This window comes from Ruania alkalisoli (assembly GCF_014960965.1).
Lineage (GTDB): Bacteria > Actinomycetota > Actinomycetes > Actinomycetales > Beutenbergiaceae > Ruania > Ruania alkalisoli.
This window is the reverse complement of the sequence record NZ_CP063169.1, coordinates 3,560,463-3,577,995: the sequence shown is the minus strand read 5'-3', so window position 1 is coordinate 3,577,995 and position 17,533 is coordinate 3,560,463. Positions and strand designations below refer to the sequence as shown.

Here is a 17,533-nt window from a genome sequence, read left to right as displayed (position 1 = left end):
GGTGGTGGGTGGGAGGGTGATGTCATGACCTCGACAGCTACTGGTTCCGCGTTCTCGGCTTCGGCTGAGCGTGATGTGCTGGCGGCTGTGCGGGAGAACCGGGCTGCGGCCCGCGCGGTGGAGATCGAGTGTGCCGAGTTGGTGGTCTCCTGGGTCGCTGAGCGAGCGGTCGAGCCCAGCGAGGACGGTGCGGGTGCTGTTGGCGTGTACGACCCTGAGGTGGACATCGATCTGCCGGGGTCGACGGTTCCGGGCACGGAAGAACCGATGCGTCTTGCGGGGCAGGGTGCCCCGTGGGTCTCGGATTTGGGGTTTGCCCGGTTGGCGGCCACGTTGGGGCAGTCGAACGAGGCCGCGCTGTCCTATGTCGGGGCCGTGGTCGAGTTGGCGTACCGGCTCCCGGCCCTGTGGTCGAGGGTTCGGGCCGGGCAGGTCAGTTTCCACCGGGCGCGGGCGGTGGCCCGGTTGACGAAGAAGCTTCCGTTCGAGGGTGCGGGGTGGGTGGATCGGCAGGTCGCCTGGTCGATCGGGTCCTGTAGCAGGGCGCAGATCGAGCGGGCGGTGGCGGCCGCGATGGACCACTACGACCCTGAGCAGGCGCGTGCTGAAGCGCAGGCCGCGCTGGAAGCGCGCCGGGTCGAGATCCACCTCGGGGATGCTGGTGACCCTCACGTGCCCGGTTCGACCGCGGTCGTGAACTTCGAGGGCGGACTGGACCTGGCAGACGCGCTGGACCTGGAAGCAGCCGTGGCAGCCCGCGCGGCAGCACTGAGAGCCTTCATGCCCGACGCGAGTGAGGACGTACGCCGCTCGATGGCGTTAGGTGACCTCGCCCGCGGGAAGGTATCCCTGCCGGCTGGCAACGCCGACGCGGAGACGGATAGTGGGGAGGCGGCCAGTGCGGAGGCACCCAACGTCGGCGATATCAGCGCAGGCAGCACCAGCATCGGCACGTGCAGCCGCGTCAGCAGTACCCCCAGTACCCCCGGCGCGGCGGGCGGTTCCGGCCCGGTCCCAGACCCCGGGGTGAACGGGCGCACGGTGATGCTCTACCTTCACCTCGCCGCCAACCCCACTGAAATTGCCGATCCCACCAATCCAGCCGACGTCACCGACCCTGCTGACAGCGGGTTCGATCCTCGAGTGGGTCGGTGTGAGAACACGCGCTCGCCGGTCACGACCGAGCAGGTGCGGTCCTGGTGCGGGGCCGCGGGGGAGTGTGATCGTGCGCCCGGTGATCGATCTGGCCGAGGACTACTCGGCTACTACCTATGAGGCCAGCCCGAAGCTTCGTGAGCAGGCGATCCTGCGCGATCGCACCTGTGCGTTCCCGTTCTGCAACCGGTTGGCCCGGTCAGCGGACCGGGATCACATCACCCCGCACGAGCAGGGCGGGCCGACCAGGTCGGCCAATCTCGGAAGTCTGTGTCGCCGCCACCACCGATGCAAAACCCATGACGGGTGGTCCTATGTGATGCTCAACCCGGGTACCTACTACTGGTGTGACCCGCACGGGACCCAGTACCTGGTCACCCCGGCCACCACCTTCCTGCTGCCCGGCACACGGGGCGGGCCGGTGGTCCGGGCCCGGCAGCGTGCCTTGGCCTCGATGCGGGCGACCGCCCAGGGCATGCCCAACCGCCGCCATCAGGTGCGGCCATTCACTGGAGAGCACGCCCCCGCGAGTAGGACCCACCAGACCACCGCGTACACCAGCACGGGCAGAATTGCCGGGACCGGCGGCACCGACCCGCCGCCGTTCTGACCACCCCGCCCCGGACCCCGCCGACACTGCCTCGTCGACGGGGACACCGGCGCGTCGAGACCGGGTCCGGCCACTGCCACGTCAATCCGCATACGCGGTCACGGTGCCGTCGCTGAGTACGTAGATGTGACGGTCATCTGACGCGATCGCCTCCGGGGCCACCGCCAACGGGATCGACCACTCCGCGTTGCCGGTGTCGAGGTCGAAACCGTGGATCGATTCGACGCCGAACTGGCCCTCTCCTTGGCTCCAGTTGCTGCTGACCAACACCGCCGTCGTGTTGTTGATGGTGCACGGGCAGCCGACGAGTGACTCGGTCGGGGTGCTCCAGCTGGTCTCCCCGGTGGTGATGTCCACGCGACGGACCACGCCGGGCAACTCCTCAGGCAGTGTCGACGGTTCCCACGGTTCCTCGGGTGGGATGAACGCCCACTCCAGCAGGTCTGTCCGGAGCACGGCGACCACGGTGCTTCCGCCGCTCGCATACACCGTGTCACCTTCCGGGCTGGTGAGGACTCCCTCGGTCGTGAGCACGGCGTCGGGATGGTCCGGGAGGTCGAGTCCCGGACCCGCAGCCGGGACAAGCTGGTCAAGGTTCCGCTCCACGTCGGCATTCATACCGACTAGGTAGCCTCGCGGTGTCGGGATGACCACCGGCCTGAGTTCACCTGTGGAGGCATCCACCGCCATCATCGGAACGAACGTCTCCGGATCGGTCATCGGAGTGTAGAAGGTGGCAACGCCCTGACTGAGGATTGCTCGCGCCCACCGGTCCTCACCCACGGGGTGGTCGTATCCCGCCCGCCACGTGCGCTCGGTCTCGCCTGCGTCGTAGCGTTCCACCCACGGTTCTCCCGACGGCGTCCCACCGGCCACGAGCAGAGCGTCACCGACCGACACGGCCACCGCAGCGAACGGGAATGCCTGCTCTGTCACCTCACCGGCCGCGGTGATGGTCGCGATGGTGGCGTCCTCGCCTTCGCCGTGCACGCAGGTGAGTTCGCCATCGGCCTCGGTGCAGGCAGGGTCCGCCAGCGGCACGGACCACACCTCATCACCGGTGGCGGCATCGAAGGCGGTGACGCCGGTGACGGTGGTGACCAGAGCCTGATTCTCGATCGCCCACACCTGGGGTGCGCGGCCCTCGGTGATCTGAACGGTCCACGCTGTTGCCGGTGGTCGAGGTTCGGGACGTTCCCCGCCAGGGGAGGTGGCGATCCCGGCCGCGATCAAGGCGACGGCCGTGGTGCCCCACAGCCATGGTGAGCCGACCGAACTACGGGCCCTGCGCCGTCGGGGATCGTTGCGTGGTGGGCTCCCGGATACCTCGCCCCCGAGCGTGAACTCGTCCTCGTCCCTTCTCCCCATCACACCATCATGACGCGTGCGCCGTGGTGCTCAGCGAACGCGGGCTACTGTGATGGCATCAATGGATGAGCTGGTCGCCCGGGACCGAGAGGTGCACGGCGTCATCCTCCACGGCGGCGATCTCGTCGCTGGTGGTGTAGCGGTCCCGGTGGAACAGTCCGCTCGAGTCGATCCGGACGAAGCCGAGGCGAGCGAGCCGCTCCCTGACAGTGTCGTCGAGGCTCCCGGGGCGGAACGCCTCAGCAAGGTAGGTCACGACATTGCCGTTCTCACCACCGCCGCCCTGGCCCTGTGCCGTGACGGCCTGCGGATCGCCCATCTGGACGTCCCTCACTGTGCCGACCTTCTCTCCGCTGGAGTCGAAGACCGTCATCCCTTCGCGAACCTCAGCGATGGGCTCGGTGCTACCAGTTGCGTCCGTCATCGTCGCCTCCTCGTCGGTGTGCGAACTGTGCTGGACCACATTCCCCTAGCAACTCCCCTGAGTCCCATCCTAAGCAGGATCGCGGCACTCGCCACTCGGCTGCCGCAGACGGTCCACATTCCTGATTCGCGCGTCCGGACAACAAGGCGCCCCACCCACGATCGTGGATGGGGCGCACCTGACCGCGCAGGCCAGAATTGGGGCGAACTCGGCGCCTCAGAGGTAGGGGTGAACGAGTCGGCTGTACCGCTCGGCCATGGTGGCAACAGTCTGTGCACCGGGTGCATTCCAGATCTCCTGGTTGAAGATCTCCACCTCCACGTCCCCGGTGTACCCGGCTTCGCTCACCCACCGGGTGATCGTGGGGAAGTCGATGTACCCGTCGCCCATGAACCCGCGTGAGAGCAGCGGGTCGGCTGCCAGCGGCAGGATCCAGTCGCACACCTGGTAGGAGGCGATCCGGTTCTCCCGGCCCGCCCGCGCGATCTGGTCGCGCAGGGCCGGGTCCCACCACACGTGATAGGTGTCGACCACCACGCCCACCTGCTCGGGTGGGAACTCCGTCGCCAGGTCGAGGCACTGCCCCAGTGTGGACAGCACGGCCCGGTCGGCGGCGAAGATCGGGTGCAACGGTTCCAGCACCAGCCGCACGCCATGCTCGGCCGCGAACGGCGCGAGCTCGGCGATGCGGTTCGCCACCCGGGTGCGGGCCGCGACGATGTCCTTGTCACCATCGAGCTGGGCCGGGCCGCCGGGAGTGCTGGCCGCAGGCAGCCCGCCGACCACCATGATCAGCTCGGACGTACCGAGTGTGGCGGCCTCGACGATCGCCGCACGGTTGTCACCGAGTGCCTCGGACTGACCGGACTCATCCGCCGCGGTGAGGAACCCGCCGCGGCACAGCGAGGAGACCCGCAGGCCCGCGTCTGCCACGATCTTCGCCGCGTTCTCGACGCCGGCCTCGGCTACCCGGTCCCGCCACAGCCCCACGGCGCCCAGCCCGGCCTCGGCGGCCACCTCGACCGCCTCAGCGAGGGTCAGGGCCTTCGTGGTGGCCGTGTTGAGGGAGAGGCGAGACAGGTCAGTCACGGACGTTGCGCCGTCGGGAATCGTTGCGGTGCTGGTCATCACAGGGAGATCTGCTTCAGCTCGACGCGCTTGCCCTCCGCGGACGAGGCAAGCCCGGCCTCGGCCAGCTGCACGCCACGCGCGGCGGAGAGGAGGTCGTAGCGGTGCTCGCGGCCGGCGAGCACGTCGCGCAGGAATTCCTCCCACTGGGCCTTGAAGCCGTTGTCGAGGTCGCCGTTGGCGGGCACCTCCATCCACTGGTCGCGGAAGGACTCGGTGACCGGCAGGTCGGGGTTCCAGACGGGCTTCGGGGTGTGGGCGCGCTGCTGAGCGACGCACTTGTTCAGGCCGGCCACCGCAGAACCATGGGTGCCGTCCACCTGGAACTCGACGAGCTCGTCACGGTAGACGCGTACCGCCCAGGAGGAGTTGATCTGGGCGACGATGTCCTCCCCGCCCGGGCCGGCGACCTCGAAGATGCCGTAGGCGGCGTCGTCGGCGGTGGCGGCGTACTCGGCGCCCTTCTCGTCCCAGCGGGTGGGGATGTGGGTGATGGTCTTCGCGGTCACCGACTTGACCGAGCCGAGGATGCCCTCGAGCACGTAGTTCCAGTGGCAGAACATGTCGGTGGTCATGCCGCCGCCGTCCTCGGAGCGATAGTTCCAGCTCGGGCGCTGGGCGGCCTGGTGCTCGCCCTCGAACACCCAGTAGCCGAACTCCCCACGCAGGGAGAGAATGCGGCCGAAGAAGCCCTCGTCCACCAGACGGCGGAGCTTGACCAGGCCAGGCAGGTACAGCTTGTCGTGGACGACTCCGGCGGTGACTCCGGTCTCGGCGCGCAGGCGGGCCAGCTCGATGGCCTCGTCCAGGGTCTCGGCGGTGGGCTTCTCGGTGAAGATGTGCTTGCCGGCCTTCATCGCCTTGGTCAGGGTGGCCGGGCGTAGGCTGGTCATCGAGGCGTCGAAGACGATGTCGGTGCGCTCGTCGGTGACGATGGCGTCCAGGTCGGTGGTGTACTCAGCGATGTTGTGCTCGGCGGCGATCTCGGCGAGGGCGTTCTCGCGGCGGCCCACGAGGATCGGCTCCACCTGCACCTTGGTGCCGTCGGCGAGCGTGATCCCGCCCTGGTCGCGGATCGGCAGGATCGACCGGAGCAGGTGCTGGCGATAGCCCATCCGGCCGGTGATGCCGTTCATCGCGATGCGCAGGGTGCGGGTGCTCATAGGTGCTCCTGAAGGATCGGGGGTGCGTGGCTGCGGTCTCGCTAGGGCCAGGCCACGAGCGGAATGCGCTTTCCGCAGCATACGGTGCGCCGGTTGGGCTGGTCAAGGCTGTGGGATGCCTCGAGGGGCGGAAGGGGCGTGAAGGGAGTGATGCAGGCGATGCGCACGCTCGGTACCGTAGTTGTGTGCGAATCAGGATGAACATCGACGAGTCGCTGCACCGGGTCCTGGTCGAGACGGAGCAGCAGTGCCCTCCAGCGTCCCTCCCGGTGTTCTCAGGCGACACCGGCCCGGTCGTTGGAGTTGATCTGGCCTCGAAGGAATCGGTTGAGGGTGCGATCGAGGGCTGGGTCCCGCGGGCGCAGTTGCGGTGACGCATGCTGCGGAGCGCACTATTGCCGGAGCGCCTCCGCAGGGCTGAGACGTGCAGAGGTTCGGGCGGGGTAGATGCCCGCGAGAGCCCCGAGGGCCAGCCCGATGCCCGGAGCAGCCAGCCACACCCACTGTGCTAGGACCGGCGCCCAGGGGCTGACGAGCCCAACGACGATCATGGCGCTCAACCCTGTCGCGGTGCCGATGACCGCGCCCAGCAGGCCGATGATGGAACCCTCCGCGACAATGAGCGTGACGATGTGCCCAGGGCGTGCGCCCAGGGCGCGACGCAGCCCGATCTCGCCTCTGCGTTGACTGACGGCGGTCACCATCGCGTTCATGATCCCGAGGCCTCCCACGAGGAGGGACAGGGCCGCGAGACCCAGACCCATGATGTCCAGGGAACCTTGGACTCCAGACCGGAGGCTCTCAGGCTCAGGAGGGCGGGAGACGCCGACGGCAGTCGGCTCCGCCGGGCGTATCGCGAGTGGTAGGGCTGACGCCACGCTTGCGGCAGCCCCCGATTCAGTCCGGACGAGCGCGCTGAGCTCCTGTGGAAGCTGGTAATCGAGCATCGACGCAGATGCTGGACTCAACATGATCGAGTGGCTGAGCTGGGATTCCGATCCTGGGCTGTCGAGCACGCCGGCTAGCGCCACGGACCGCTCGTCGATGGTGAGCATCTGGCCGGGTTCAGCGTCCACAAGGCCGAGAAGCTCGGCCGCGCCTGCGCCGACCAGTGCGACGGGCGTTCCTGCCCTGTCGGTGGCCGAGTCGTAGAGCCGGCCGTCCGCGATGGTCACGAGCGCAGCGTCAAGTGCGCCGCGTGAGGCAACAACGACGCCGACGTCAACCGGTGACCCGGTGGTGCTGGCGCTCACCTGTGCCGAGGCCAGATCCGTCATGGTGCCGCCGGCTACGACACCGGGCAATTCCGCGACGGTGTTGTCGAGAGTACGGACATCGAAGAGGGGATCCACGGGGATGGATCGCGTGTCTTGGACCGTGAGGCGGGTCGCCCGGAGATCGTCGAAGGTGGCGTTGACCTCGGCGTCCAGCGTGGCTGCCAGCCCCATACTGGCGACGAACGCTGCGACACCGATTGCCACTCCGATGGCCGTGAGGATACTCCGCGAGGGTCTCGCGAGAACAGACCCGGCGGCCTGGCGCACGGTCGCAGCGAACACCCGGGCAGCGTGTCCGGGAGGGCGTCGAAGCCTCATAGTCGCTCGATCCGTCCATCGCGGACGACGATGCGCCGCTGGGCGTGTTCTGCTGTCATCTCGTCGTGTGTGACCACGATGACCGTCACACCCTGGGCGTGGACGTCGTCCAGCAGCCCAAGCACTGCTTCAGCGTTACTTTCGTCGAGGTTTCCGGTGGGTTCATCGGCCAGCAGGATGGCCGGCGATCGGGCCAACGTGCGTGCGATCGCGACGCGCTGTCTTTCTCCGCCGCTCAGCGTGGCAGCCCGCTCACGTAGTCGGTGAGAGAGCCCGACCTTCTCGACGACAGCCTCGACCCTTTGGAGGGCCTCTTGTCGCCGCAGTCCTGCATAGGTGAGGCCGACCTCGACGTTCTGGGCGACAGAAAGATGGTCGAGCAGGTGGAAGGACTGGAACACCAGGCCGAAGATCTCACCGCGCAGACGGTCGACCTGGCGAGCGCGTAGGGCCCGGACCTCGGTGTCTCCGACGGTGTATCTACCAGCGGTCGGCTGCTCGAGCAGTCCGAGGACGTTGAGCAGCGTCGACTTGCCTGCGCCGGAGCGACCGGTGATCGCGAGGTAATCTCCGGGATCGATCTCGAGATCGACGCCGTCGAGGGCTCGGATGCGTGCTTGCGCTCCGAAGATACGTTCGATGCCTTGCAGCCGCAGCGGTGGCGGGCCGGTCCTATCGCGCTTCACTGCCAGCCGACCTGGACGGAATCCCCGGAAGCGATGTCTCCGTCGATCGCAGCCAGGCCGCCGGCGGATGCGGTGACTGTGACCGGTACGGGAGTGGAGCCGCCGTCTGGATCCCTGAGCCGCACGAAGGTCTCCCCAGCGGCACTGTCGTACAGGGCGGTGATGGGAACGACTGTTTCATACGTGACGCCATCGCTCACGGTGATCGTATAGGACGCCGTCGTGCCGGCCAGGGTTGCGTCCGTGTCGTCGGCGAGAGGGACCACAAGAGGGAAGACAGGCTCTCCCGCACCGTTTGTCGTGGGAGCTGTGGGAAGGTCTGGGACGGCGACCTCGACACCTGAGCCGATGTCGATCCTCATCGTGGCATCGGTGGTGATCGCCACACGCGCCGCGCCAGTGAGTTCGGCTCTGAAGGTGAGCGCACCATGGTCAACGGTGAGGACAGGATCGGCCCCGACGACGCTGTTGACGCCTGCGACCTGTGACACGACTCCGCTGGAGTCCAGGTAGGCGATCTCGTTGAACGGGACGTACACCTCGCGTTGGGGCGCCTGCGGCGCGCTGTCTCCGGCGTCGGGCTCTTCCGCGGAGTTGTCGGCAGCTTCTGGGTCGTCCCCCGGGCCTGTGTTCTCCGGTGTGGCTGGTCGCGTCGGGGGGTCGTAGCCTGCGGATTCGTACAGTTCGCGCACTGCGGAGGCAGTCTGGGCTCCGAACACCCCGTCGGTCACGAGGGGATATCCACAGGCTTCGAGGGCGACTTGGAGTTGTTCGACGTCATCGCCCGTCATTCCCGGACCTAGGTCGCGATAGGAGACCACCACTCCCTCAAGCGCGATGATGGGCCGCCCGGAGATCTCGATGGCCGCCGAGCAGAGGGGGAGAGCCTCACCCACCTCGACCGGCGTGTCCGAGATCACCGCGCGCCCGGCACTGGTGCTGGCCACTACCGAGGTGCTCTCGCTGGTCTGGATGGTTCCGGAGCCGGTCAGCCTGGTGGAGATGGGGCCGGACGTGACGTCGGTGAAGACGGCGATCGGTGTGGGTTCGGGAAGTGAGGCCTCGGCGGGCGTCTGGATCACCCCGCGGGCGGCCCATCCTGCGACCACGAGGCCTGCCACCACGATCAGGGCGACGACGATCCTTGCGAGGCGCTTCACCAGATGTCCGTTCCGTCGGGGGCGGTCTTGCCGAGGTCGCCGCTCATGTCTGTACCCGCTCGACATCGGCAGCCCGTAGCTCACTCCATCGATCAAGGACGCCCGGCATGAGTTCGGCGAGCATCTCGCCCTGGATGTCGGCGAGAACCGACGACCACAGCGGGATGAGCTGCGTCACTTCCTTGCACTCCGCGTCGGCGATGGCCGTCGCGATCTCCTCCTCGCCCGGCTCATCGCCGGGCCAGACGGAGTAGTACGGCGCCCACGGTGTCTCGAACGTGTGGCCGCGAGCCGCCATGCACTCCGACCATTCAGACCATGCGTCGAGCACGGCCGGATCATCGTTCGACGCCTCGATGGACGGATTGATCACCGATCGCAACTGTGCTTCGAGCTGGACCAGTTCTACCCACTCCGGCCGGACCTCGGCAGTCCCAGAACTGAGGCAGGAGTCAGGATCGTAGGTTCCGAGCAACTCACCGTCGTCGGCGCGAATATCCACCGTGCTCGTCCCAGTGCCGATCAGCGCCTCAACTGATGCCCGATTGAGTTCTTCGGCAGGCGCGGACTCGGGTTCTTGGTCACCACCTGCGCGCGCCGGCCGGTAGCCCGAGGCGGCAGCCCGCTCGCGCGAGACGATGCCGTAGAAGGCTGGATACGATCCCGGCTCGTACGATCCGGGCTGATAGTCCACGCCGCGTGCCTCCATACAACGGCCGATCGCCAGCTGCACCGCATCGAACAACGCGGTCTCAGATTCGTGGTCGGGCCATAGCAGCGGGTCCAGCGGCAGGCTCCAGGCTGATTCGATCGCTACGGACTCCGACGCTGGCGGTGGATGGGCTGGCTCCTCTGATGTGCATCCTCCGGCGCATGTGATCCCCAGTGCTGCTGTGACGACGGTGGCGATGCGCCATCTCCTACGTGCTGGCGGCCGCATCCAGCAGCTCCAGGTACTCGGTCACGAGGCCCGGGTGCTCCGCGAGGCGCTCGTGCTCCTCCTGGGCCTGGAGGAAGGACCACTCTCGCAGAAACCCTGTCTCTTGCTTACAGGTGGCGTCACGAACGGCCGATTCGATTTGTTCCTCAGACAACTCGGCGGTTGCGCCTTCGCGCGATATGGCGTCACTAGGCGAAGCTGCAGCCGTCCCGCCAGCATCCACGACGCACTGGTCCCATTCGGCGAATGCGTCAGCGAACTCGTCACTTTCGAGAACCTCGATCGATGCCCGCCCTTGAATCTCGAATGCCTGTTCTTGCAGATTGTGCATGGTGAAGAAATCAGGAAAGACGTCCAAGGTAGACGGATACAAACAAGAATCTGGGTCGTAGCGGAAGGTGACCGTGCCATCGTCCGAGCGCACTTCCTCAGTCGATGATTGCTCCGTGCCAATCAATGCGACAATCTCGTCCTCGATAGGTGCGGAATTTTGCGGGGGTGGAGGTTCGTCATCGTCGAGCGCCTCATCGGAGATCCCGCCCTCGTGTTGATACCCCCATACCTGCGCCACCGTTGGGTCAGTAACCCCATAAATCCGCATCTCCGCAGCCTCCCGCGCCTCGTGCCGGTACTCGGGAAAGCCCTGCTCGGCCATACAGGCATTGACGGCGGTGACGATGGATTGCTGCATCGCGTCGTAGCGAACCGGATCCGGGTTGGTGACGGGCTCAAGCGGCGTGGCGTACGCGCCGGCGAAGTTGCTCGACTCGTCCAGGTCCGACTCGTCGAGAGGTTCCACCGGGTCTGAGCATGCGACGACTCCGAGGATCAATCCGGCAGCGAGCGCGAACGAGCGCGCTCGCTGCCGTGGAGCCAGCCCTGATCGTGCGCTACTCTTCGCTGAGGTCACCTGGCCTCGAGGGAGGAGGCAACGTTCCGATCGTTGCCATACCAGTTCCGGAAACCTCTGTCGCCAACCAGGTAGCGTTCGACGACAGAGCCAGCGTAGCCGTTTGCGGTAAAGAAGTAGGCATCGTCGATGTTCCACTGGATGTTGGCGGCCTCGATCGAGTTGTCGACGTTCGTTCCAGGGAGTCCGTACCACGTGCCATCGGAGTTGTAGCGACGCCAGTTCTCGCCCTCGAAACTCCAGTTGTCGCCGCCATCCGCTTGTTCGCGAAGCGTGGAGTTGAAGTGGTCGTCGAAGTAGCAGACGTATCCGCTTGCGCATCCTGTTCCAGCAGCAGCCGGCGCGGCAGCCATGCCGACGATAAGGCCACCAGCGATGGGGACTGAACCTGCTGCGCGTGCAATTCGAGAACTCATCAAGAATTCCCCCTCCAATGTCATCGCCCCCCCCCTCTGTCTACGGGAGACTTTGGTAGTTCATTCCTATCACGCATCTGGTCGGTGGCGGGTGCCGCGTCGTGGGTGTTATCAAACCGTGACCTCCTGGTGTGTTGCCTCGCCAAGGCGTTCACGCAGCAGGCGCAGGAGTCCGGCGCGTGCTCCCGACTCATCGGTGCCGAGAAGTGGTCACTGTGGTGAAGGAGCTTCTCCGTTCGTCGAGCCGACGGGCCCGCCGTGTCGTACTGTTCCCACACCGCTTTGCCCATACGAGAGGAATCACGCAATGACGCGCATCCGCACACTCGCCGCCGGCGCGATCGGCCTGGCAGTCATCGCCGCCACCGCGGCACCGGCCAGCGCCATCCGCTACGGCGAGGACGACGCCGGTGAGCACCCCAACGTCGGTCTCATGATTGCCTACGTGGAGGATGAGTCAGGAGTCCTGCAGCCATCCTGGCGCTGTTCCGGCACGATGATGGACCCCGACACCTACCTCACCGCCGGCCACTGCACCTTCGGCGCCGATGCCGTAGCGATCTGGTTCGCCGACGACCTCCAGGGGGACGAACGACCGGACATCTTCGACCTCGACGCGGCCGACGCCACCGGCACCCCCTACTCCCACCCGGAGTACGACGACGCCGCGTTCTACCTGCACGACGTCGGCGTGGTCGAACTCGACGAACCGGTCGCCTTCGACTCCTACGGTCAACTGCCCGAGCAGGGGTACTGGGACGACCAGCTCGCCACCAAGAAGAAGGACCGTGACTCCTTCGACGTGGTCGGCTACGGCCTTCAGCGCAGCCTCCCGGACAACGGAACTGCCCAGCTCACCGAGGCCGAATGGATCAAGCTGCAGGCCACCGTGGACCTCATCCGGGATGACCGGATGTTCGGCGAGCAGGGCGCGGGCAACTCCGTGACGCTCACCAACAACGCCAACACCGGCGGCACCTGCTCCGGTGATTCCGGCGGGCCCACCTTCATCGAGGACTCCAACGTCGTCGCCGGAGTGACTTCCTACGGGGTGAACTCCACCTGCACCGGTATCGGCGGCTCCTACCGGATCGACCAGCCGGACGATCTGGCCTGGCTGAGCCAGTTCATCGGCTGACCCTGAGCACGTCTCTTCCGTGGTGGTGCTGCGGTCAGTCAGGGCCCTGGGGTCGAGTCCCGCAGCACCACTACGGTGTCCAACTGCTCCACGACAGCGTCACCGTCAGAGTCCAGCGCCATCCGGGTGGCACGCACGCCCGCATCCACGAGCGGGACCGCCACCGTGCTCAGCCCGGGCGTGACGTCCCGCAGAGTGACGATGTCGTCGAAGCCGGCGATCCCGACGTCCTCACCCACCCGCATGCCGGCATCCCGGGTGGCGGCCATCGCTCCCATCGCCATCACGTCGTTGACAGCGAAGACGGCAAGAGAGCCGAGACCGTCCCGGCGCCGATGATCGGCCTGCCGAGAGATCAGCTCGGTCATGGCCTCATAGCCGCCGTCGCGGGTGAATTCGGAGGCGACCACGCGATCGGCGGGTACCTCCACGCCGAGGCCGGCCAACGCCGTCGTGAATCCTTCGGTGCGCTCGCGGGCAGTCAGGTGCGGTGCGGGCCCGGTGAGGACCGCGAACTGCCGGTAGCCGCGCCCGTGCAGCGCGCGTGCCAGCTCGGCCGCCCCACCGACGTTGTCGATCGCGACCGTGTGCACGTCCAGGATCGGCTGACCGATCACGGCCACGGTGCCGCCGCGAGAGCGGTAGGTGGCGAGGGCGGCTCGTAGGCGCTCATTGGCCTCCTCGGCGTCCTGGCGGCCACCGGCGATGACGATGGCGCGCGCCCGCTGGCTCTGCAGCAAGTCGATGAACGCCAGCTCCTTCTCCGGACGATGCCCGGTGCTGGCGAGCGTGACCATCAGCCCAGCGGCCTCCGTCGCCGTCGTGACCCCCGCGGCGATGGAGGAGAAGTACGGGTCGGCGATGTCGTGGACGATCAAGCCCAAGGTGGACGTGCGACCGCGCGCCATCGCCTGGGCGTTGGCATCGGGGGAGTACCCGAGCCGGGCTGCCGCGGCGAGCACGCGTTGCTGCAGGTCGGGGCGCACGGTCCGGTTGGCGCTGCCGTTGATGGCGCGTGACGCCGTCGCCAAGGAGACGCCCGCCTCGCGGGCCACATCGCTGAGGGTCACGGAGGCCATGGGCACATGGTAAGCGCTCTCACGCTGTCAGGGCTGTACACAACCGACGGCCCACAGCGCCTCTGTGCCAGATGTGGCACGGTCGTGCCCTCTGCCGTCGTCTCGGTTCATCGCGCGCTCGCATCGGTGAGGCGCCGTCGCCGCACGTACTCCTGCCCTCACCTGAGGGACGTGCTACGCGGCCTCAGCCCAGCGCTCCCCCGGCGAAGAAGCGTTCCAGGCGCTCGCGGTAGGGGGCGGGGTCGATTCCTTGACCGGCGAGCCAGGCGTCGTCGTAGTAGGTGGAGCCGTACAGGTCACCGGAGTCGCAGATGAGGCTGACGATGCTGCCCGTCTCTCCGGAGTCGCGCATCTGCTCCACCAGGGTCCACACGCCCCACAGGCAGGTGCCGGTGGAGGCGCCCGCGCGGCGCCGGAACGCCTCGTCCAGGTGGTGCATGGCGGCCACGCTGGCACCATCCGGCACGGGGATCATGTGGTCGATCACCGACGGGACGAAGCTGGCTTCAATCCGGGGCCGGCCGATGCCCTCGATCCGGGACGGCATCCCAGTGGTGTAGTCCGAGACTCGGTCGCACCATCCCGGGTAGTAGGCGGAGTTCTCTGGGTCCACGACAGCCAGCCGGGTGGGAAAGCGGCGGTAGCGCAGGTAGCGCCCGATCGTTGACGACGTCCCACCTGTTCCCGCGGCCGCCACCACCCAGGTGGGCACCGGGTGCCGTTCGGCGCTCATCTGTTCGAAGATCGACTCGGCGATGTTGTTGTTGCCGCGCCAGTCGGTGGCGCGCTCGGCGTAGGTGAACTGGTCCAGGTAGCACCCGCCGCTCTCTTCGGCGAGTCGTTCGGCCTCGGCGTAGATGTCGGGTGCAGCGTCGACGAAGTGGCACCGGCCGCCGTAGGCCTCGATCCGCTCGATCTTGGTCTGGGAGGTGGAGCGTGGCATCACCGCGATGTAGTCGAGGCCGAGCATGCGCGCGAAGTAGGCCTCGGAGACGGCCGTGTTCCCGCTCGTCGCCTCGATCACCGTGGTGTGCTCGCTCAGCCAGCCGTTCGCGAGCGCATAGAGGAACAGCGACCGGGCGAGCCGGTGCTTCAGGCTGCCGGTGGGATGGACCGACTCGTCCTTGAGGTAGACGTCGATGCCCCAGTCCTGCGGGAGTTGGAGCTGGTGCAGGTGGGTGTCGGCCGATCGCTGCGCGTCCGCCTGCACCTTGCGGATCGCCTCGTCGCACCAGGCGCGGTCGGAACGTGAGTCGGTGCGTGCCATGGTGTCAGTCTGTCGACTCGGCGTGCTGGAATCCACTTGCCCGCGAGAGCCACGCACTTGGGTCCTCGACCACCGGCGCGAGCGCCGCCCGGGCGGCACCGGTCAGGGCCGGGTGAGTCAAGGGTGCCGCCCTCCGTAGCTGCGGTGGGGCCCATCGCGCCGCCAGTACCCGAGCCCTGAGTTCGTTCTCGATCCCGGGTCGGAGGGCCTCGGTGAGCTGGGCGAGAGTGTTTCCGAGCACGATCGTGGGCACGTCCACGAGGTTCACGAACGCCGCCAGAGCTTGCCCCAGGGCTATCGCGGCACGCTCGACGGCGGCCCTCGCCTGAGCCTCGCCGGTCACCAGCCGTTCGGCGAGCTCTGCCATGCTCGCGCCCGGTAGCCCGGCTGCTGCGAGAAGCGCATCCGTACCGGCCACTGTCTCCAGGCATCCGGTGGCGCCGCAGCGGCATCGGTGCCCGCCCGGATCGACCATGAGGTGGCCGAGCTCTGCCCCGAAACCGTGCACCCCCGTGACGATCTCGCCATCGCGGACGATCGCCGCACCGATCCCCACCTCTCCCGAGACGTACAGGAACGAGGCGGCCGGATCGGCCGCGAGCTCGGCGAGCGCGGCCAACCGCGCTTCGTTGTCCAGCGTGACCGGCCCCAGTCCCGGCGCGGCCCGGGTGAGCACATCCGCCGGGTCGAGGTCGTGCCAGTCGAGGTTGGGCGCGGTCAGCAACCGGTTCTCACGTACCAGTCCGGGCAGGGCCAGCGCCGTGCCTGCGGTCGGTACGTCCGGTGCGGAGTCGAGGGTCTGCTGGCCCAGGTGAGCAGCGAGGCCCAGGATCTCGTCCGGATCGGTGTCGCGGAAGTGGCCGGGGGTGATTCGTTCGGCGACCACCCCTCCGGCGAGATCGATCAGCCGCGCACCCACGAAGTCGATGTTGATCTCCAGCCCGAGGCCGGCGACCGTTCCAGCGGCCGGGCGCAGGGGAGTGGCGGGTCGCCCCGCGCCGGCGGCGACCGGATCGTCCTCACTGAGCAGGCCACCGGCAACCAGTTCCGCCACGAGCCGGGAGACGGTGGCGCGGTTGAGCCCGGTGCGTGCCGCCACATCGGCGCGCGAGGGCGGTCCCGGGGCGAGCAGGACGGTCCGCGCCACCAGCGCGAGGTTGTGTTCTCGCAGGCTCTCCTGGCGCGCTGCGCGCCGCGGCCGGTCGGGATATCCGTCCATGACTGTTGACCTTAGCCGAAACAAGCCGATAAGTTGTGCAGCGCAACAAACAACGACAGGCCATCACCTTCCTGCTGCGACGAGGAGCCCGCCATGGCGCGCACGCCAACCCCTGACGACAAGTTCTCCTTCGGTCTGTGGACCGTCGGCTGGGCCGCCCAGGACCAGTTCGGTCAGGCCACCCGCCCGGCACTGGACCCCACTGAATACCTGCCCCATCTCGCCGAGGCCGGTGCCTGGGGAGTCACGTTCCACGACGACGACGTCGTGCCCTTCGGCGCTGACGACGCCACCCGGGAGAAGGGCTTTGCCGACTTCAAGAAGGCCGCTGACGCCGCCGGTCTGACCATCGAGATGGTGACGACCAATCTGTTCTCTCACCCGGTGTTCAAGGACGGCGGCTTCACTGCGAACGACCGCTCTGTACGCCGCTTCGGCCTGCGCAAGGTGATCCGCAACGTCGACCTCGCCGCCTCGCTCGGCGCCACCACGTTCGTGATGTGGGGTGGCCGTGAGGGAAGCGAGTACGACGGCGCGAAGGACGTCAACGCCGCCCTCGACCGCTACCGCGAGGGTGTGGACACCGTCGCCGCCTACATCAAGTCCCAGGGCTACGACCTCAAGATCGCGCTCGAGCCGAAGCCGAATGAGCCCCGCGGGGACATCCTGCTGCCGACCGTCGGCCACGCACTGGGCTTCATCGCCGAACTCGAGCACGGCGACATCGTTGGCCTCAACCCCGAAACCGGGCACGAGCAGATGGCCGGGCTGAACTACACGCACGGTATCGCCCAGGCGCTGTGGGCCGGCAAGCTCTTCCACATCGACCTCAACGGCCAGCGCTCCATCAAGTACGACCAGGACCTCGTCTTCGGCCACGGCGACCTGCTCTCGGCCTTCTTCACGGTGGACCTCATCGAGAACGGCTTCCCCGGCGGTGGCCCCACCTACGACGGTCCGCGCCACTTCGACTACAAGCCCTCCCGCACTGAGGGCTTCGAGGGAGTCTGGGATTCAGCCCGGGCCAACATGGAGACCTACCTGCTGCTGGCGGAGAAGGCCAGGGCTTACCGTGCCGACCCCGAGGTGCAGGCAGCGCTGGAGGCCTCCGGCGTCTTCGAGCTCTCCCAGCCGACGCTGGCTGAGGGGGAGAGCCTGGCCGACCTGCTGGCCGACCGCTCCGCCTTCGAGGACTTCGACGCCGACGCCTCCGGTGAGCGCAACGCCGGCTTCGTCCGGCTCAACCAGTTGGCCATCCGCCACCTGATCGGGTGA

At 67.6% G+C, this 17,533-nt stretch carries 18 protein-coding genes; 5 read left to right on the top strand and 13 right to left on the bottom strand.

All coding sequences use genetic code 11. The features are described from left to right. Positions 1-24: 24 nt before the first annotated feature. On the top strand, positions 25-1,275 hold the full coding sequence (locus IM660_RS15960) for a hypothetical protein (RefSeq protein WP_193496796.1): 1,251 nt from the start codon (positions 25-27) through the stop codon (positions 1,273-1,275). Continuing rightward, a complete protein-coding gene (locus tag IM660_RS15955; RefSeq protein WP_193496795.1) occupies positions 1,226-1,765 on the top strand; it encodes an HNH endonuclease signature motif containing protein in 540 nt (179 codons plus the stop codon). Before IM660_RS15960 ends, IM660_RS15955 begins: the two co-directional genes overlap by 50 nt. Before the next feature lie 81 nt (positions 1,766-1,846). Here the strand turns inward: IM660_RS15955 and IM660_RS15950 are convergent, their stop codons facing one another. The 4 genes from IM660_RS15950 to IM660_RS15935 form a co-directional block, all read right to left on the bottom strand. Next, the gene (locus IM660_RS15950; RefSeq protein ID WP_193496794.1) at positions 1,847-3,133 is read right to left on the bottom strand and encodes a hypothetical protein; all 1,287 of its coding nucleotides are present in this window, start codon (positions 3,131-3,133) and stop codon (positions 1,847-1,849) included. 58 nt (positions 3,134-3,191) lie between these two features. Then, positions 3,192-3,557 (bottom strand): PRC-barrel domain-containing protein, encoded by a 366-nt coding sequence (locus IM660_RS15945; protein ID WP_159623241.1) that lies wholly within the window; start codon positions 3,555-3,557, stop codon positions 3,192-3,194. A 216-nt stretch (positions 3,558-3,773) separates the two neighbouring features. Next, positions 3,774-4,685, bottom strand: coding sequence for a sugar phosphate isomerase/epimerase family protein (locus IM660_RS15940; protein ID WP_193496793.1), 912 nt, complete (start codon positions 4,683-4,685; stop codon positions 3,774-3,776). Continuing rightward, the gene (locus IM660_RS15935; RefSeq protein WP_193496792.1) at positions 4,685-5,848 is read right to left on the bottom strand and encodes a Gfo/Idh/MocA family protein; all 1,164 of its coding nucleotides are present in this window, start codon (positions 5,846-5,848) and stop codon (positions 4,685-4,687) included. Before IM660_RS15935 ends, IM660_RS15940 begins: the two co-directional genes overlap by 1 nt. 185 nt (positions 5,849-6,033) lie before the next feature. Here IM660_RS15935 and IM660_RS15930 point away from each other — a divergent pair, with 185 nt between their 5' ends. Next, positions 6,034-6,222 carry a hypothetical protein gene (locus tag IM660_RS15930; protein ID WP_193496791.1) on the top strand — a complete coding sequence of 63 codons (189 nt, stop codon included), beginning with the start codon at positions 6,034-6,036 and terminating at the stop codon, positions 6,220-6,222. A gap of 18 nt (positions 6,223-6,240) precedes the next feature. On the opposite strand, the gene IM660_RS15925 is transcribed toward IM660_RS15930, so the two are convergent. The 6 genes from IM660_RS15925 to IM660_RS15900 all read right to left on the bottom strand — a co-directional run bounded on the left by IM660_RS15925 (position 6,241) and on the right by IM660_RS15900 (position 11,492). Beyond that, positions 6,241-7,443: an ABC transporter permease gene (locus IM660_RS15925; RefSeq protein ID WP_281389253.1), complete on the bottom strand. Its 1,203-nt coding sequence runs from the start codon at positions 7,441-7,443 to the stop codon at positions 6,241-6,243. Next, positions 7,440-8,129, bottom strand: a complete 690-nt coding sequence (locus IM660_RS15920; RefSeq protein ID WP_246464989.1) for an ABC transporter ATP-binding protein — start codon at positions 8,127-8,129, stop codon at positions 7,440-7,442. The genes IM660_RS15925 and IM660_RS15920 overlap by 4 nt, the downstream gene beginning before the upstream one ends. Then, positions 8,126-9,289: a peptidoglycan-binding domain-containing protein gene (locus IM660_RS15915; RefSeq protein WP_193496789.1), complete on the bottom strand. Its 1,164-nt coding sequence runs from the start codon at positions 9,287-9,289 to the stop codon at positions 8,126-8,128. Before IM660_RS15915 ends, IM660_RS15920 begins: the two co-directional genes overlap by 4 nt. Positions 9,290-9,332: 43 nt before the next feature. Continuing rightward, on the bottom strand, positions 9,333-10,034 hold the full coding sequence (locus IM660_RS15910; RefSeq protein ID WP_193496788.1) for a hypothetical protein: 702 nt from the start codon (positions 10,032-10,034) through the stop codon (positions 9,333-9,335). 175 nt (positions 10,035-10,209) lie between these two features. Continuing rightward, positions 10,210-11,028, bottom strand: a complete 819-nt coding sequence (locus IM660_RS15905) for a hypothetical protein (RefSeq protein ID WP_193496787.1) — start codon at positions 11,026-11,028, stop codon at positions 10,210-10,212. Between the two features lie 107 nt (positions 11,029-11,135). Further along, complete coding sequence (locus IM660_RS15900; protein WP_193496786.1) at positions 11,136-11,492, bottom strand: hypothetical protein; 357 nt, start codon at positions 11,490-11,492, stop codon at positions 11,136-11,138. 370 nt (positions 11,493-11,862) lie between these two features. On the opposite strand from IM660_RS15900, the gene IM660_RS15895 reads away from it, so the two are divergent. After that, positions 11,863-12,693, top strand: a complete 831-nt coding sequence (locus IM660_RS15895) for a trypsin-like serine protease (protein ID WP_193496785.1) — start codon at positions 11,863-11,865, stop codon at positions 12,691-12,693. A gap of 38 nt (positions 12,694-12,731) precedes the next feature. Here IM660_RS15895 and IM660_RS15890 read toward each other — a convergent pair whose 3' ends face one another. The 3 genes from IM660_RS15890 to IM660_RS15880 all read right to left on the bottom strand — a co-directional run bounded on the left by IM660_RS15890 (position 12,732) and on the right by IM660_RS15880 (position 16,258). Then, entirely contained in the window at positions 12,732-13,772 is a 1,041-nt protein-coding gene (locus IM660_RS15890) for a LacI family DNA-binding transcriptional regulator (protein WP_193496784.1), read from the bottom strand. Between the two features lie 184 nt (positions 13,773-13,956). Then, positions 13,957-15,039: a PLP-dependent cysteine synthase family protein gene (locus tag IM660_RS15885; RefSeq protein WP_193496783.1), complete on the bottom strand. Its 1,083-nt coding sequence runs from the start codon at positions 15,037-15,039 to the stop codon at positions 13,957-13,959. 4 nt (positions 15,040-15,043) lie between these two features. Further along, complete coding sequence (locus IM660_RS15880; protein WP_193496782.1) at positions 15,044-16,258, bottom strand: ROK family transcriptional regulator; 1,215 nt, start codon at positions 16,256-16,258, stop codon at positions 15,044-15,046. Positions 16,259-16,351: 93 nt separating this feature from the next. Here IM660_RS15880 and xylA point away from each other — a divergent pair, with 93 nt between their 5' ends. Further along, positions 16,352-17,533 (top strand): xylose isomerase, encoded by a 1,182-nt coding sequence (gene xylA / locus IM660_RS15875; protein ID WP_193496781.1) that lies wholly within the window; start codon positions 16,352-16,354, stop codon positions 17,531-17,533.